Below are 13,659 nucleotides of genomic sequence, written 5' to 3'. Positions count from 1 at the left end.
AAGTTTCATTTCATGGGACTTTAGTCGAAAAAAAAGCCCGCAAGCTGATGCTGCGGGCTTTTGTTTTGGGTCATGTGAGGGGTGCCGGCAGGCTTACTGGGGCTCGTCTGTGTCCAGCTCATCCTCAAGATCGTCGAAGAAGTCCACCTCGTCTTCATCGGGCGGTGGGTCGCCGTCATGAATTTCATAGCGTCGCGTCTGGTGGTACAGCGACCGCGCGACCACGTAAGGGTCGTCTTCCTTATAAAGCTCATCTATGGCTTCATGGTACCGCACCCGGGCATCAAAGGCGTCGATGCCGGTGCGCAACAGCGCCAGGTCGAACAGCTCACCCTTCTTGTTAAGGGCCGTGGTCGTGGGGTCATAGAAGAAATAGGCTGTGGTGCCCACCGTGTCGCGCAGGTTGGATGGCCCCAGGAACGGCAGCACGATATAGGGGCCGTCGCCTACCCCCCAGGTTGCCAGCGTCTGGCCGAAGTCTTCGCTGTGATATTCGACGCCCATGCGGTCAGACACCTTGAACAGCCCGCCGATGCCGATGGTGCTGTTTACCACAAAACGACCAAGCGTTTTACCGGCCCGACCGAACTTGAGCTGCAGGATATCATTCACGAACACCCAGGGTTCGCGCAGGTTGCGCATAACGTTCGAGACACCCTTGCGGGGTTCTTCGGGCACGACGGCGATATAGGCCGACGAAAGTGGCTTCAGCACCGCGCGGTCGGTAGCCTTGTTGAAAGCAAACACGGCACGGTTCATTGGCTCCAGCGGGTCATTCGCGCTGGCCGATGGGCCGTTCTGGGAAGTGGAGGCACAGGCAGCGGTCAGAAGCAGCAGGCCGAGGGTAAAAAACTTGCGAGCTGTCATACAGGTTTCCGTTCGGACGTTTCCATCAGGGCCGTTCTGGCGCGGCCTATTGTTGTCAATTCTAGCGCACGAGTGTGTGCAATATCGCCGCAATGTGGCGACATGCGGGCTGTGCTTCAAGTCTATAGCCCAAAAAATCCCCTCGCATACAGTCACAAAATGCGGAGCGCGGTTAGAAAATCACGCGCGAAGCGTAAGAATTTCACGCCTTTACAAATATAAAGATTTCTTTATATTGCTTGGAGCGCCACACGAAGGTCCAATGGGGAAGCATGGCATGGATGAACTTTTGACAGCACTCAGAGCCGTCGGGGAAGCAACCCGGCTTCGCATTCTGGCCCTTTTGGGCCGGGGCGAACTGACGGTTGGTGAGCTGGTGCATATTCTAGAGCAAAGCCAGCCACGTGTCTCGCGCCATCTGAAGCTGATGGGCGAGGCCGGCATCCTGGACCGTTTCCAGGAAGGCACGCAGGTATTCTACCGCCTGGCGGATGTGGGCGTGGGCGCCAAGCTCAATGACGCGCTGCTGACGCTGGTAGCGGACGGTGACAAGGCGCTGTATGCCGACATGAAGGCGCTGGACGCCATTCGGGCCGAGCGGTTCGAGCGCGCGCAGGCCTATTTCCGCTCCCACGCGGAAGAATGGGACCAGATCCGATCGCTTTATGTGGCGGAAGCGGAAGTGGAACAGGCACTGCAGGACGTGCAGGGCGGCAAACAGGTCAAGCGACTTCTGGACGTGGGCACGGGCACCGGGCGCATTCTGGATGTGTTTGCGCCGCTTGCAGACCAGGCCTTGGGGATCGACGTTTCGCGCGACATGCTGGCCGTGGCACGCGGCAATCTTGCCCACAAGGGTCTGGAGAATTGCCAGGTGCGGCTGGGGGATATGTATGACCTGGGGCTGGCGGACGGCAGCCAGGACCTGATCATCTTCCATCAGGTGCTGCATTTTGCTGATGATCCGGCCAAAGCCATCAGGGAAGCAGCCCGCGCCCTGGCCTCTGGCGGCTGCATCCTGATCGCGGATTTCGCGCCGCACACCGAAGAATATCTGCGTGACGAGCAGGCACACCGGCGCCTTGGCTTCGCGGATGAGGAAATCACGGCCATGGGCGAAAGCGCAGGCCTGAAGCGCACTGACCTTCGCCATCTGGACGGCGGCAAGCTCAGGGTCACCATCTGGCGATTTGATAAGGTTTGATGAAAAGTCCCTCGCTAACGCTTGGGATTGGAAAATAGTGTCATGCTGAACTTGGTTCAGCATGACGGTCTAAAATGAATGAGGAAAAGTACACTGAGGCGAAGCCGAAGGACTTTTTCTCAAGGTTAGTTGAGGAGTAGGGCAATGGCCCAGCGTTATAATCCACATGGTCTGAACTCGCTTTTCGAAGAAGCGGTGAGCGACGTGAATGTTTCCTTCGAATTCTTCCCGCCCAAGACGCCGAAGATGGAAGAAACCCTGTGGAATTCTATCAAGACGCTTGAGGAGCTGAACCCGAAGTTCGTTTCCGTGACCTACGGCGCGGGCGGCAGCACGCGGGAGCGTACCCACAATACCGTCAAGCGGATTGTCGAAGAAACCAGCCTCGCCCCCGCCGCGCACCTGACATGCGTGGGTGCAACGCGCGACGAGATTGACGAGGTGGTGCGCGAATACTACCAAGCTGGCGTGCGTTCCATCGTAGCGCTTCGGGGCGACCCGCCGGAAGGTGCGAACCGCTATGAAGCGCACCCGGGTGGCTATGCCAACGCGGCTGAGCTTGTGGAAGGCATTCGCAAGATTGGCGATTTTGACATTTCCGTGGCCGCCTATCCGGAAAAACACCCCGACAGCGCCACGCTGGCGGCTGACCTTGATAACCTGAAGCGCAAGGTGGACGCGGGCGCGAACCGGGCCATCACCCAGTTCTTTTTCGAGCCCGACCAGTATTTCCGCTTTCTGGATCACTGCGATTCCTACGGCATCAATGTACCGATCGTGCCGGGCATCCTGCCGGTGACCAACTATGCTACACTGAAAAACTTCGCCGCTACCGCAGGCGCCAGTGTACCAAAGTGGCTGGGTGACCTGTTCGACGGCCTGGATGACAAGCCGCAGACCCGTAGCCTTGTGGCCGCCACGGTCGCGGGCGAGATGGTGCGGCGCTTGTACGCAGGCGGGGTACGCGACTTTCATTTCTATACGCTCAACCGGGCGGAACTGACCTATGCGATCTGCCATATGCTTGGCATTCGCGCGGGTAAGGAGGGCTAAGGCCATGACCGATAAGACAGCTGAGCTTATAGCACTGGCGAACAAGCGAATCCTGGTGATGGACGGCGCCATGGGCACCATGATCCAGAAGCACAAGCTTCAGGAAGCGGACTATCGCGGCGAACGCTTCAAGGACTGGCCATCAGACCTCAAGGGCAACAACGACCTTCTGGTGTTGACAAACCCGGATGTGATTGCGGGCATCCACAGCGCGTTCCTGGAGGCCGGGGCGGACATCATTGAAACCAACACCTTCAACGGCACCACCATTTCCATGGCGGACTATGACATGCAGGAATTCGCCTATGAGATCAATGTCGAGGGTGCCAAGCTTGCCCGCCGCGTGGCGGATGAATGGACGGCCCGCACGCCCGACAAGCCGCGCTATGTTGCAGGCTCCGTCGGCCCCACCAACAAGACGCTTTCCGTGTCGCCGGACGTGAATAACCCGGGCTTCCGCGAAGTGAACTTTGATGACGTGGTCACGGCCTACCGCACTCAGGTTGAAGGCCTGATGGACGGCGGGGTGGATATCATCCTGATTGAGACGGTGTTCGACACCCTCAATGCCAAGGCGGCGATTTTCGCAACCCAGGATGTGTTCGAGGACCGCGGTGTAGCGCTGCCGATCATGCTGTCCTGCACCGTCACCGATATGTCGGGCCGGAACCTTTCGGGCCAGACCATCGAGGCCTTCTGGTATTCGGTGAAGCATGCCAAGCCGTTTACCATCGGCCTCAATTGCGCGTTCGGGGCAGAGCACCTGCGCCCGCACGCCGTGACCCTGTCGGCCATTGCCGACACTCGGGTGGCCATTTACCCGAATGCGGGCCTGCCGAACGAGATGGGCGAATATGATGAAAGCCCCGAGGTCACCGGCGCGCACCTGCACAACTGGGCCAAAGAGGGCCTCCTCAACATCGTGGGGGGCTGCTGCGGCACCACGCCTGACCACATCAAGGCCATCGCCGACGGTGTCGCGGGCATCGCCCCACGCAAGGTTCCGACCATTGCGCCGGCCATGCGCCTGTCGGGCATCGATCCCATTTCAATCATCAACGCGGCTGAGTAAGTATCATGAGTAAACCAACCGCCCAGTTCATCAATGTTGGCGAGCGCACAAATGTTGCGGGCTCCGCCAAGTTCAAGAAGCTGATCTTCGAAGGTAACTATGAAGAAGCAGTGAGCGTTGCCCGCCATCAGGTGGAAGGCGGCGCGCAGATCATCGATATCAACTTCGATGACGCCATGCTGGACGCCGAAGAGGCCATGGAGACCTTCCTCAAGCTGATCGCAGCTGAGCCTGATATCGCCCGCGTGCCGGTGATGATCGACAGCTCCAAATGGAGCGTGATCGAGACCGGTCTCAAGTGCGTGCAGGGTAAGGCGGTGGTCAACTCCATCAGCATGAAGGAAGGCCGCGAGCCGTTCGTTGAGCAGGCGAAACGGATTATGCGCTACGGCGCCGCCGTTGTCGTGATGGCCTTTGACGAAAAGGGCCAGGCCGACAGCATCGAGCGCAAGTTCAATATCTGCAAAAAATCCTACGACATCCTGGTGAATGAAGTGGGTTTCCCACCCGAAGACATCATCTTCGACCCCAACATCTTCGCGGTCGCGACCGGGATCGAGGAGCACGATAATTACGGCGTGGACTTCATTGAAGCCACGCGCCTGATCAAAAAGCACCTGCCGCACGCCAAAGTCTCCGGCGGCGTGTCGAACGTGTCTTTCTCCTTCCGGGGCAACAACCCGGTGCGCGAGGCCATGCACAGCGTGTTCCTCTATCACGCCATCCGCGCAGGCATGGACATGGGCATCGTGAACGCGGGCCAGTTGACGGTTTATTCCGATATCCCGGATGACCTTCGGGAACGGGTTGAAGATGTGATCCTGAACCGCCGGTCTGACGCCACAGAACGCTTGCTCGAAATCGCAGACGATTTCAAGGGCCATGGCGCCAAGGCGCGGGTCGAGGACCTTTCCTGGCGCGAGCAGCCAGTTGAAAAGCGGCTTGAGCATGCGCTGGTGAAGGGCATCGCCGACTATATCCAGGAAGACACGGAAGAAGCCCGCCAGAAGTACGCCCGGCCGATCCAGGTGATCGAAGGCCCGCTGATGGACGGCATGAATGTGGTGGGTGACCTCTTTGGCGCGGGCGAGATGTTCCTGCCGCAGGTGGTCAAGTCCGCCCGCGTGATGAAACAGTCTGTCGCCTACCTGCAGCCTTATATCGAGGCCGAGAAGGAAGAGGGCGCCAAGGCCAAGGGCAAGATCGTGATGGCGACCGTGAAGGGCGACGTGCACGATATTGGCAAGAACATCGTGGGCGTGGTGCTGCAATGTAACAATTTCGAGGTGATCGACCTGGGCGTGATGGTGCCCTGGTCCGATATTCTGAAGGCAGCCAACGACCATGACGCCGACATGATCGGCCTGTCGGGCCTGATTACGCCAAGCCTTGACGAGATGGTCACCGTGGCGTCAGAGATGAAGCGCGCCGAGTTTGACATGCCGCTGTTGATCGGCGGTGCCACCACCAGCCGCGTGCACACAGCCGTCAAGATCGCGCCCGAATATGACGGCCCCGTGACCCACGTGCTGGACGCTTCCCGCGCGGTGGGTGTGGCCAGCCAACTGGTCAGCGTGGACGGCAAGTCGGCATTTGTTCAGAAGACCCGTGAAGAATATGCCGATATCCTCAGGAAGCGGCTGGCGAAGCCCAAGTCGGACCGGCTGGTGGCGCTGGCGGATGCGCGCAAGAACAAGGCAACGCCTGATTTTGACGCCTTCACACCGGTGCGGCCAAGCTTTACCGGTACGCGGGTGTATGAGGACTTCCCACTGGAGGACCTGATCGAACGTATCGACTGGACACCTTTCTTCCGCACCTGGGAGCTGGCGGGTAACTATCCTGCGATCCTCAAAGATGACGTGGTGGGCGAAAGCGCGCGCAGCCTGTTTGCAGACGCGCAGGAGATGCTGAAGAAGATTGTTGATGAGAAATGGCTGACGGCCAAGGGCGTGGTGGGCTTCTGGCCCGCGAACGCCGACGGGGACGATGTGGTGCTCTATACCGGCGATAACCGGAACGAGGAGCTCAGCCGCGTGCATTTCCTCAGGCAGCAAGTGCAGAAGCGCGAAGGTCGCGCCAACGACTGTCTGGCCGATTTCATCGCACCCCAAGGCACCAAACCTGACTGGATGGGTGGTTTCGTGGTTACCGCCGGACACGGTATCACGCCGCATCTGGAACGCTTCCAGGCCGCACACGATGACTATAGCGATATCCTGCTGAAGGCGCTGGCAGACCGGCTGGCGGAAGCTTTTGCGGAGAAGATGCATGAGCTTGTCAGGACCGAACTGTGGGGCTTCGCCAAAGATGAAGACCTGACCAATGAGGAAATCATCAAGGAACGCTACAAGTCGATCCGCCCGGCGCCCGGCTATCCTGCGTGCCCGGACCACAGCGAAAAGCCTGAGCTGTTCCGCCTTCTGGACGCTGAAAATGCCGTTGGCGTGCAACTGACAGACAGTTTCGCCATGGTGCCGACGGCGGCCGTGTCCGGCTATTATTTCGCGCACCCTGAGGCGCACTATTTCGGCGTGGGCAAGATTGGTGAAGACCAGTTGGCGGAATATGCCGAACGCCGCGGCGTGGACCTTGAGCTGGCCAAGCGCTGGCTCAGGCCCAATCTGGCGGATTAGGGCTGAAGGGACGGTTGACCGACGAGCCTTCTGGCGCAATGGTAGGGGCCATGACCAAGGTAGCGACAAAAGAAAACATCCCAGGCGGCGTGGTGCATGACCTGCCGCCTGACCTGGAAGCCGAACTGACGGCAGACCCTGCTGTTCTGGCTGCCTGGTTGGATATCACGCCCCTTGCCCGCAATGAATGGATCTGCTGGGTTGAGGATGCCAAGAAGGCCGAGACCCGCGCCAAGCGGATTGGCCGCGCAGGCGAAAACCTTGCAGACGGCAAGCGCCGGCCCTGTTGCTGGCCCGGGTGCACGCACCGGGTGCGCGACGGCGGGCGCACCTGATCCTGCTGTCAGGCTGCAAAGATAACGGCAGCAACCACCAGATTGAGCAGTGTCATCACCGCATCGACGACAAAGATGAAAAGCATCGGTCCGGACGTGACTGGCCAGTAGCTGTCACCCTGCCGCCCGCCAGCCTTCAGCACCGGCAGGTTGAAGGCAAACTGCGAAAAGTGGGCCGCTGCAAAGATTGCCAGCAGGACGACCCGCTCAGGCCAGGCGGCGAACAGGTCACTGCCCCGCAATTTGAACACAAGCAGCAGCAGCGCAAAAAGGGCGAGCGCACCATTCATGCCGCCCAGGAACCGGGTGCCAGCCGCCACGGTCGGGAACAGCGGGGAGGTGCGTTCACTTTTGGGAACCAGCACCTTGGCCGCAGCAAAATGCTGGAAACCGAAATAGCGGAAGGCCATACCCAGCCAAATCAGGTTGGCTGCCATTGCTGTAATATAGGCGGCATCTTTCATCGTATTCTTCCTTTGTCAGCGCTTGCTTTTTGACAGTTGGCCGGTCATGGTGACGGCGTATTTAGTTCATGGTTGAAATAATTAGTTCAAGGTTGAACTATGTCAAATGATGATCGCCTCTTTGTTTTTCATCTGTTGCAGCAAGCCAGCGGCACGCTGTTCCGTGCGGCCGACCGGGTGATGCGCGACCGGGAAGGCATAACAACAGCCCACCAGGTGGTGTTGTTCAGCCTGTACCGGCGGGATGATGTGCCGGCGTCAGTGCTGGCAGCGCAGCTGAATATGGGCAAGTCGCGGCTGACGGGGTTGGTTGATACGCTGGTGGACAAGGGCATGGTTCGCCGTGCCAGAAGCAAAGAGGATGGCCGCAGCCAACTTCTGTCTGCCACGGATCACGGCCGCGCGGTTATTGACCGGACAAAAGCAGGCGTGAACGAGATGAACGAAGACCTGCTGGCGCCCTTCTCAGAGGAAGAACGACGGGTGATCTCAGCGTTTCTCAAGCATGTGCGGGACCAGGGGGACGAGATCGTCACCCGACGATCGGCTCCCCCTAAGGCGTGAAAAACTTGGGGCTTTCGCCGCCTGTCACGCAGACCGGGCGGGGGTGAGGAACCGGAAAATTCGTGAAGTTTTCAAATACATGGGCTAAATGAAGCGAAGCAGATGGGGAGGAGGTCCTGCTCCTCTGATTATGTGGTGGGAGAGATAGTCCGGTGCTTGCGTATAACGATTGGCCGAACAAGCCGCTGAACCTAATGTACTGCGCCTATGCACCTGATTTTATGGATGTGCGTATCCAGCAGCCGATCCAAGCCATGCAGATGCATGGCGCAAATGTGCGGCTTGTGGAGAAACAGATCAGCTTTATGAATGATATCATTCCTGGAGCCCCGAAAATCATGGTGATCCAACGGTGCATGGGCGATCCGGTAGAATGGCCTGCAGCCTTGCGGCGGATTATTGCCGAGGGATGGCTGGTGGTGGTGGAACGGGATGATTATCCCCTGTCGCCGGTGAAGTCCAGCAAGCCTCGTTGGGAGAAATCCATGAAATGGGAGGCCTTCTCGGCGTGTCATGCAGTGCAAACATCGACAGAAAGGCTGCGGGATCTGTTTTCGCGCTATAACCCGGAAGTGAACGTAATTGCCAACCAGTTGGGACAGGTGCCCACAAACATGACCCGGAATAGCAAGCGTGTCCGGGTATTCTTCGGGGCGCTCAATCGGCGTGAAGCTTGGCTGCCGCTGATGGACACCTTCAACAAGGTGCTGGCTAGACACAAAAATATCCAGCCGATCGTGCTGTTCGACAAGGCGTTTTTCGAGGCTCTGGACCATCCGGCGAAGGCCTACCGCCCAAGACTGGCTTACAGCGATTATATGCGCTGTCTTCAAAGCTGCGATATTGCGCTTCTTCCCCTGAACGACAGTGAATTTACCCGCCATAAAAGTGACGTGAAATTTGTCGAATGCGGTGGGGCGCGCACGGCAGTGATTGCCAGCCCTGTTGTCTATAGCGACACAGTCGACCATGGCCGAACGGGCTTGATTGCTGATACGCCTGCGGAATGGGAGGCAGCATTGGACCGCCTGATTTCCGACAGTGCTTATCGACAAAGTCTTGCCATGGGGGCCTTTGAATATGTGCTGAAAAATCGTATGCAGGCGGACCATATTACGGCGCAGATCAACTGGTATTATGATTTGTGGTCCCGGCGGGAAGCGCTTACCGAAGCGCTGTATGAGCGCTATCCTTCCTGTCGTCCGGCGTAACGGGATCAGCCAATATCCGGGAAATACGAGCCGATAAGGTCGGACGTGTCTGGCGCACCGACGGGCATCGCTGCAGCTTCCAGTACCTGCTCCCGTGAGGGGGACAGGCTCAAATGATGGCTCAAACGCCGGAGTTCGAAAAGAGGGTCGCGCATGAGGCTTTCATAGCTGAGCTGAAGGGCGTCTTTCAAATATCCGGCTTTTTGCAGCCTATTCACAAAATCGAACTGTTCCAGCGCGAAGTCCAAGCTGCCGCCGAAAGTAGCACAGCGCTGGGTGAACCGAATGTTGGCTTTTGCGAAATCCCCTTCCTTGGGGAAAATGCCGCGATCTATAAGGTTGGTGTGTCGCCGTGTCAGAGACCGGGCAATATCATTGGGGCTCCGGGTGATGTAGATAATTTGGGCTTCCGGGAACAGATCCAACCAGAAGGGCAAGGTGATTACCGTACGTGGGTCCTTGAAGCCCCACAGCCCTTCCATGGGGCCATAACTATCTCGGATGCTGTCGATATTTTTGCGGAAAACGGGGGCTAGCAGGTTAGTTTTCGCTACAGCTTGCATCGGATAGACCGGCGCATCCCAGCTGCTGCCGGTTTTCTCAAAATACTTGTTGTTGATCTGGATGAAGATACGGCTTTCATGATCTCCCTGCAGGTCCTTGCCAACGAAAAGGCCAATCTTCTCCAGCATCCGGGTCAGCAGGCTTGTACCGCTCCTATGGATGCCAAGAATGATGACGGGTGGTTCGATGCCTTGGTTTTGGGTTAGTGCCATGTCTCTCTCACGTCTGTCAGGGCTTGAAAATGTCCAGGTCTTTGGCGGAGACCAGGGCGCCCTTGTAGCCAGCAGCCCGAATTTCCTTTACCAGATCCTCGTCTGACGTACCCCAGTAAAGCTGGTGGGTCAGCACCAGGAGCTTGGGTTTGGCCTTGTTTGCCAGTTCCGCCAGCTCGGTCGCCGATGTGTGGAAGCTTTTGTGATATTTCTGCCAGACCGGCTCGCGCCTGAGCCACCCGGCGTCGGAATAAACCTCATGCACCAGGATGTCGGCGTGGCGCGCGGCTTCCAGCAGCCGGCCGCTCGGGCGCGCGTCGCCGGAGACCACAATGGTCTTGCCGCCGGCTTCAAATTTGAAGCCATACGCTTCCTCCCAGCTGCCGTGCAGCACCGGAATGGCGCTGATGCGGATGTCCGGTGTGTCGATCAGGACCTTGTTCTGGCCGATCTCCTGCACCGTCACCTTATATCCGTCCGGGTTGGCGGGTTCGAGCCCGCCAAGGCGCATGGCCACGTCAACCGCATAGGCTTTTGAAAGATGGTCGACCATATCGGCGCTGCCGGTGGGTCCATAGAGCGTGAGTGGATGGTCGCGCTCCAGCACCCAGGGGGTGAAGATCAGGTCGGCAAGGCCCAGCGTATGGTCGGAATGGAGGTGGGTGATGAACACATGGTCGAGATTCGGTTGCGCGAGCTCCATCGCGCCCTTCTGCTCAGCCGCCGCCGCGCGGCGCACCACACCGGGGCCCGCATCCACCAGATAGGCCTTTCCGCCAAAGGTAACGGCCAGGGCAGGGCCAGACCGGGCCGGGTCAGCATTCGGGGTGCCGGTGCCGAGCATCACAAGCTTCATGCCGTCATCGGCTATGGCGCTGGCTGTGAACAGGCTGGTGATTAGACAGAAAATGATCAGGCCGCGCATGGACTTCCCCCGGTGAATAGTGTTTCCGGGACTATGGCATGGAAGCCCGGATCGGGGGAGGGCTAAATTCGCTTGGGGCGGATCAGGACGTGTAAGGGTGGAACATGACACCATAAAGGATCATGTCCACTTGCTCGCCGTCTTTTGAAAGCGGCAGGGCCAGCACAGAATAATGGTGGAAATTCTTGGGTGCCCATTTGGCCTGGATGTTGGTGGCATAATAGGGCTGCAGGTTTTCTGTCAGCTTGATGGCGCGCTTGATCACTTGCTCGGAATTCGGGAAGTGGCTCCAGGTCTTGCCTGTCAGGTCCACGCCGCTGTCTTCGGCAATCTGGGTGCCGCACAGGCGGAAAGTGAACTCAGGCGTGCCGGACGCATGGTCGACATCTACCAGGGCAATATGGGGCAGGAGGCGCGTGAGCTCGAGCGGGCTGAAGTCGGCGCGGCAGGGAATTTTGCCCAGGCTGGATTTCTTGTCGACCCAGAACTGGTAGAGCGCCGCGAGTTCCGCTTGGCGGATCATGGCCTCGCCGCCGTCCTCGGACAGCACACCTTTCGGGTGGGCGCCTGTGGATGATCCACCGGAACCACTGGACACAAGGTCCTTCAAAATTGAAATGCCAGCCGACATTGGGGCAGTCCTTAAAAACTCGAAACTGGCGGCTGTCTACCTGATATGACGATTTGGTTAAAGTAAATTTAACTATTTTCTTCAGAAAAAATGCGCCTTGCCGGCAAATTGTGGGGAACAAAGCACGAATGGGAAAGATTGTTTCCCAGAGTGTGTCAAAGCCGCAATTTCTTGTTCTGGATTCTCGGTGCGGCCTTGACGGCTTGGTGCAGGCTTTGTGAAGCGTATTCGGGAGGGGCAGGCTGATAGGGGCGCCCGCTGACCTAGCGGTCGGCGGTGCCAGGAGTGCTGCGGCGCATGGCATTTCTGCGGCCGGAGTTGACAGCGACGCCATTTTTCCAGACCCCGGTGTTTTTGCAGCGCCCACAGATGCGCTCGCCGATCCAGGCGCTTTCGAAGGGGGTCTTGCATTTCAGGCAAACCCTTGTTTTCGCCTGCTGCGCGGGGCTATCTTCCTGCAGCGGGGCGTTATGGCCAGGCCCGGTCATGAGGGCCGGCCAAGTTGGCGCCGGGCGGCAGGCCTTAGCGCTGGTTCCGGGCAATCTGCAATACACATTGGTTATGTTCCTCTATAAAGGGGGCGTTGCAATCCCAGCCGTCACCGGCATAGTCCAGGTGCGCATTGGCGGGAACTCGAACGGCGAGGCAACGGTCCAATTCCCTGCGATAACCGCGTTCGCATGCCCAGCCGGTTCGGTAGGACGACACTTCGAGATAGGCGTGCGCTGGCACTTTGATGGCCGCGCACTTCTCATTGATCGCTTCATAGCCACGGTCGCAATCCCAGCCTTTGCCGTAAGGGCTGCTGGTCAGGAAGCCGTTGCGGGGCACAGGGATGGGGGCGCAGGTGGTGCCTTTAGGGCGGAAGCCGTAGGCGCAATCCCAGCCTTTGCCAGACCGGGAGTCGGAAAGGTAGCCGTTTTCAGGCACTTGTATGGGGACGCAAGAATTGCCGTGCCGCTGGAATTCTCGGTCACAGGCCCAAGTGTCGTCTTGAAGATAGCCATTTTCCGGGATTGTCACCTCAACGCAGGTGTCTCTGCGCTCACGGAAGCCGCGGTCACACTGCCAGCCGCTGCCATAGGCGGAATCGGTAAGATGGGCGTTTGTTGGCGGCGTGACGGGCACGCAGGTTGATGACCGGGATTCCTGGCGGTAGCCGAAACTGCATTCCCAGCCCTTGCCATAGCTTTTACCAGTCAGGTATCCGTTTTCAGGGGCAGTGACAGTGTCGCATGACCCGCGGGATTCCATAAAGCCCGGGTCGCATTCCCAGCCGCCGCCATAGTTTCGCTCGCTGGCGTTTTCCGGAATGTTGGCTGCCGTGTCCTCGGCCATCGCGATCAGTGAGCCGTAAAACAGCATCACTGTGCATGTCAGGACATAAAAGGCGCAGGTTCTGATACGGACTGCTGTTGGCAAGGGGGGTGTCCTTTCGGGGTCAAGGGGGTGGCTTCTTCCGCCGGGCGTTCGCACGAGCTTCATCAATTGTCCTTGCCGTCGAGAAACTTTTTGTCGCCGGGGTAAGGCGACTGAGGATCGGTCCCGTCGTCTCTGACCCACAGCATGCCTTCGTTTTCGCCGCGGTCTATGGCGGACTGCGACAAGGAAGGGGCAAAAAGCCGTGCGCGTGGCTGGCTATGGTCGATAGCCGTGTCGCGCCGTCGGTCCCAGACCATCGCGGCGTCAATTTCGTGAGGAGCAAGCGTGAGCATTTCGCTGACGCCGGGGCGTTTCGGGTTCTGGTTCAAGTGAAGGGTGACTTCCTTCCGCTTGAAGGCCGTGAAGGAGAGGCCTTCGATGCGCTCCTCTTCGACGTCCAGGCGGTATGTGCCTGCGGGCAGGGTTTCTTTATACCCGGCGATCGCAAACGGGTGGATGAATACAATGTGTGTTTTGTAGTTTCTGTTCATGTCCTATC

The 13,659-nt window shown here is 58.5% G+C and carries 14 protein-coding genes; 7 read left to right on the top strand and 7 right to left on the bottom strand.

All coding sequences use genetic code 11. The features are described 5' to 3' along the window. Positions 1 to 93: 93 nt before the first annotated feature. Entirely contained in the window at positions 94 to 867 is a 774-nt protein-coding gene (locus KORLAC_RS13410) for an MlaA family lipoprotein (RefSeq protein WP_068307278.1), read from the bottom strand. A 277-nt stretch (positions 868 to 1,144) separates the two neighbouring features. Between KORLAC_RS13410 and KORLAC_RS13405 the strand changes: the two genes are divergently transcribed. The 5 genes from KORLAC_RS13405 (at position 1,145) to KORLAC_RS13385 (ending at position 7,167) form a co-directional block, all read left to right on the top strand. Further along, positions 1,145 to 2,071 (top strand): ArsR/SmtB family transcription factor, encoded by a 927-nt coding sequence (locus KORLAC_RS13405; protein ID WP_068307276.1) that lies wholly within the window; start codon positions 1,145 to 1,147, stop codon positions 2,069 to 2,071. A gap of 144 nt (positions 2,072 to 2,215) precedes the next feature. Further along, entirely contained in the window at positions 2,216 to 3,124 is a 909-nt protein-coding gene (gene metF / locus KORLAC_RS13400) for a methylenetetrahydrofolate reductase (RefSeq protein ID WP_068307275.1), read from the top strand. A 4-nt stretch (positions 3,125 to 3,128) separates the two neighbouring features. Next, positions 3,129 to 4,196: a homocysteine S-methyltransferase family protein gene (locus KORLAC_RS13395; RefSeq protein ID WP_068307274.1), complete on the top strand. Its 1,068-nt coding sequence runs from the start codon at positions 3,129 to 3,131 to the stop codon at positions 4,194 to 4,196. 5 nt (positions 4,197 to 4,201) lie between these two features. Then, the gene (gene metH / locus KORLAC_RS13390) at positions 4,202 to 6,832 is read left to right on the top strand and encodes a methionine synthase (protein WP_074519414.1); all 2,631 of its coding nucleotides are present in this window, start codon (positions 4,202 to 4,204) and stop codon (positions 6,830 to 6,832) included. Positions 6,833 to 6,882: 50 nt separating this feature from the next. Further along, positions 6,883 to 7,167, top strand: a complete 285-nt coding sequence (locus tag KORLAC_RS13385; RefSeq protein WP_068307808.1) for a YdeI/OmpD-associated family protein — start codon at positions 6,883 to 6,885, stop codon at positions 7,165 to 7,167. 8 nt (positions 7,168 to 7,175) lie between these two features. On the opposite strand, the gene KORLAC_RS13380 is transcribed toward KORLAC_RS13385, so the two are convergent. Then, on the bottom strand, positions 7,176 to 7,631 hold the full coding sequence (locus KORLAC_RS13380) for a hypothetical protein (RefSeq protein ID WP_068307268.1): 456 nt from the start codon (positions 7,629 to 7,631) through the stop codon (positions 7,176 to 7,178). 99 nt (positions 7,632 to 7,730) lie between these two features. On the opposite strand from KORLAC_RS13380, the gene KORLAC_RS13375 reads away from it, so the two are divergent. Together KORLAC_RS13375 and KORLAC_RS13370 are read left to right on the top strand one after the other, a co-directional pair. Beyond that, positions 7,731 to 8,195 carry a MarR family winged helix-turn-helix transcriptional regulator gene (locus KORLAC_RS13375; protein WP_068307266.1) on the top strand — a complete coding sequence of 155 codons (465 nt, stop codon included), beginning with the start codon at positions 7,731 to 7,733 and terminating at the stop codon, positions 8,193 to 8,195. A gap of 152 nt (positions 8,196 to 8,347) precedes the next feature. Then, positions 8,348 to 9,406, top strand: a complete 1,059-nt coding sequence (locus KORLAC_RS13370; RefSeq protein WP_068307264.1) for a glycosyltransferase family protein — start codon at positions 8,348 to 8,350, stop codon at positions 9,404 to 9,406. Positions 9,407 to 9,411: 5 nt separating this feature from the next. Here KORLAC_RS13370 and KORLAC_RS13365 read toward each other — a convergent pair whose 3' ends face one another. From KORLAC_RS13365 to KORLAC_RS18965, 5 genes are all read right to left on the bottom strand, one after another. Next, entirely contained in the window at positions 9,412 to 10,182 is a 771-nt protein-coding gene (locus tag KORLAC_RS13365; RefSeq protein WP_068307262.1) for a sulfotransferase, read from the bottom strand. A gap of 16 nt (positions 10,183 to 10,198) precedes the next feature. Next, the gene (locus KORLAC_RS13360; protein ID WP_206594969.1) at positions 10,199 to 11,107 is read right to left on the bottom strand and encodes an MBL fold metallo-hydrolase; all 909 of its coding nucleotides are present in this window, start codon (positions 11,105 to 11,107) and stop codon (positions 10,199 to 10,201) included. Positions 11,108 to 11,189: 82 nt separating this feature from the next. Next, complete coding sequence (locus KORLAC_RS13355; RefSeq protein WP_068307260.1) at positions 11,190 to 11,738, bottom strand: PAS domain-containing protein; 549 nt, start codon at positions 11,736 to 11,738, stop codon at positions 11,190 to 11,192. A gap of 522 nt (positions 11,739 to 12,260) precedes the next feature. After that, a complete protein-coding gene (locus tag KORLAC_RS13345; protein ID WP_068307255.1) occupies positions 12,261 to 13,160 on the bottom strand; it encodes a hypothetical protein in 900 nt (299 codons plus the stop codon). A gap of 62 nt (positions 13,161 to 13,222) precedes the next feature. After that, positions 13,223 to 13,651, bottom strand: coding sequence for a hypothetical protein (locus KORLAC_RS18965; protein ID WP_068307253.1), 429 nt, complete (start codon positions 13,649 to 13,651; stop codon positions 13,223 to 13,225). Positions 13,652 to 13,659 lie beyond the last annotated feature (8 nt).

This window comes from Kordiimonas lacus, assembly GCF_001550055.1.
Taxonomy (GTDB): domain Bacteria; phylum Pseudomonadota; class Alphaproteobacteria; order Sphingomonadales; family Kordiimonadaceae; genus Kordiimonas; species Kordiimonas lacus.
The sequence above is the reverse complement of the archived record's forward strand: the minus strand, read 5'-3'. Positions and strand labels throughout refer to the sequence as shown.

What these genes read in the sequence shown, in the direction of transcription:
- KORLAC_RS13410 (WP_068307278.1), bottom strand. Translation starts at nt 867, where the DNA reads ATGACAGCTCGCAAGTTTTTTACCCTCGGCCTGCTGCTTCTGACCGCT.
- KORLAC_RS13405 (WP_068307276.1), top strand. Translation starts at nt 1,145, where the DNA reads ATGGATGAACTTTTGACAGCACTCAGAGCCGTCGGGGAAGCAACCCGG.
- metF (WP_068307275.1), top strand. Translation starts at nt 2,216, where the DNA reads ATGGCCCAGCGTTATAATCCACATGGTCTGAACTCGCTTTTCGAAGAA.
- KORLAC_RS13395 (WP_068307274.1), top strand. Translation starts at nt 3,129, where the DNA reads ATGACCGATAAGACAGCTGAGCTTATAGCACTGGCGAACAAGCGAATC.
- metH (WP_074519414.1), top strand. Translation starts at nt 4,202, where the DNA reads ATGAGTAAACCAACCGCCCAGTTCATCAATGTTGGCGAGCGCACAAAT.
- KORLAC_RS13385 (WP_068307808.1), top strand. Translation starts at nt 6,883, where the DNA reads ATGACCAAGGTAGCGACAAAAGAAAACATCCCAGGCGGCGTGGTGCAT.
- KORLAC_RS13380 (WP_068307268.1), bottom strand. Translation starts at nt 7,631, where the DNA reads ATGAAAGATGCCGCCTATATTACAGCAATGGCAGCCAACCTGATTTGG.
- KORLAC_RS13375 (WP_068307266.1), top strand. Translation starts at nt 7,731, where the DNA reads ATGTCAAATGATGATCGCCTCTTTGTTTTTCATCTGTTGCAGCAAGCC.
- KORLAC_RS13365 (WP_068307262.1), bottom strand. Translation starts at nt 10,182, where the DNA reads ATGGCACTAACCCAAAACCAAGGCATCGAACCACCCGTCATCATTCTT.
- KORLAC_RS13360 (WP_206594969.1), bottom strand. Translation starts at nt 11,107, where the DNA reads ATGCGCGGCCTGATCATTTTCTGTCTAATCACCAGCCTGTTCACAGCC.
- KORLAC_RS13355 (WP_068307260.1), bottom strand. Translation starts at nt 11,738, where the DNA reads ATGTCGGCTGGCATTTCAATTTTGAAGGACCTTGTGTCCAGTGGTTCC.
- KORLAC_RS18965 (WP_068307253.1), bottom strand. Translation starts at nt 13,651, where the DNA reads ATGAACAGAAACTACAAAACACACATTGTATTCATCCACCCGTTTGCG.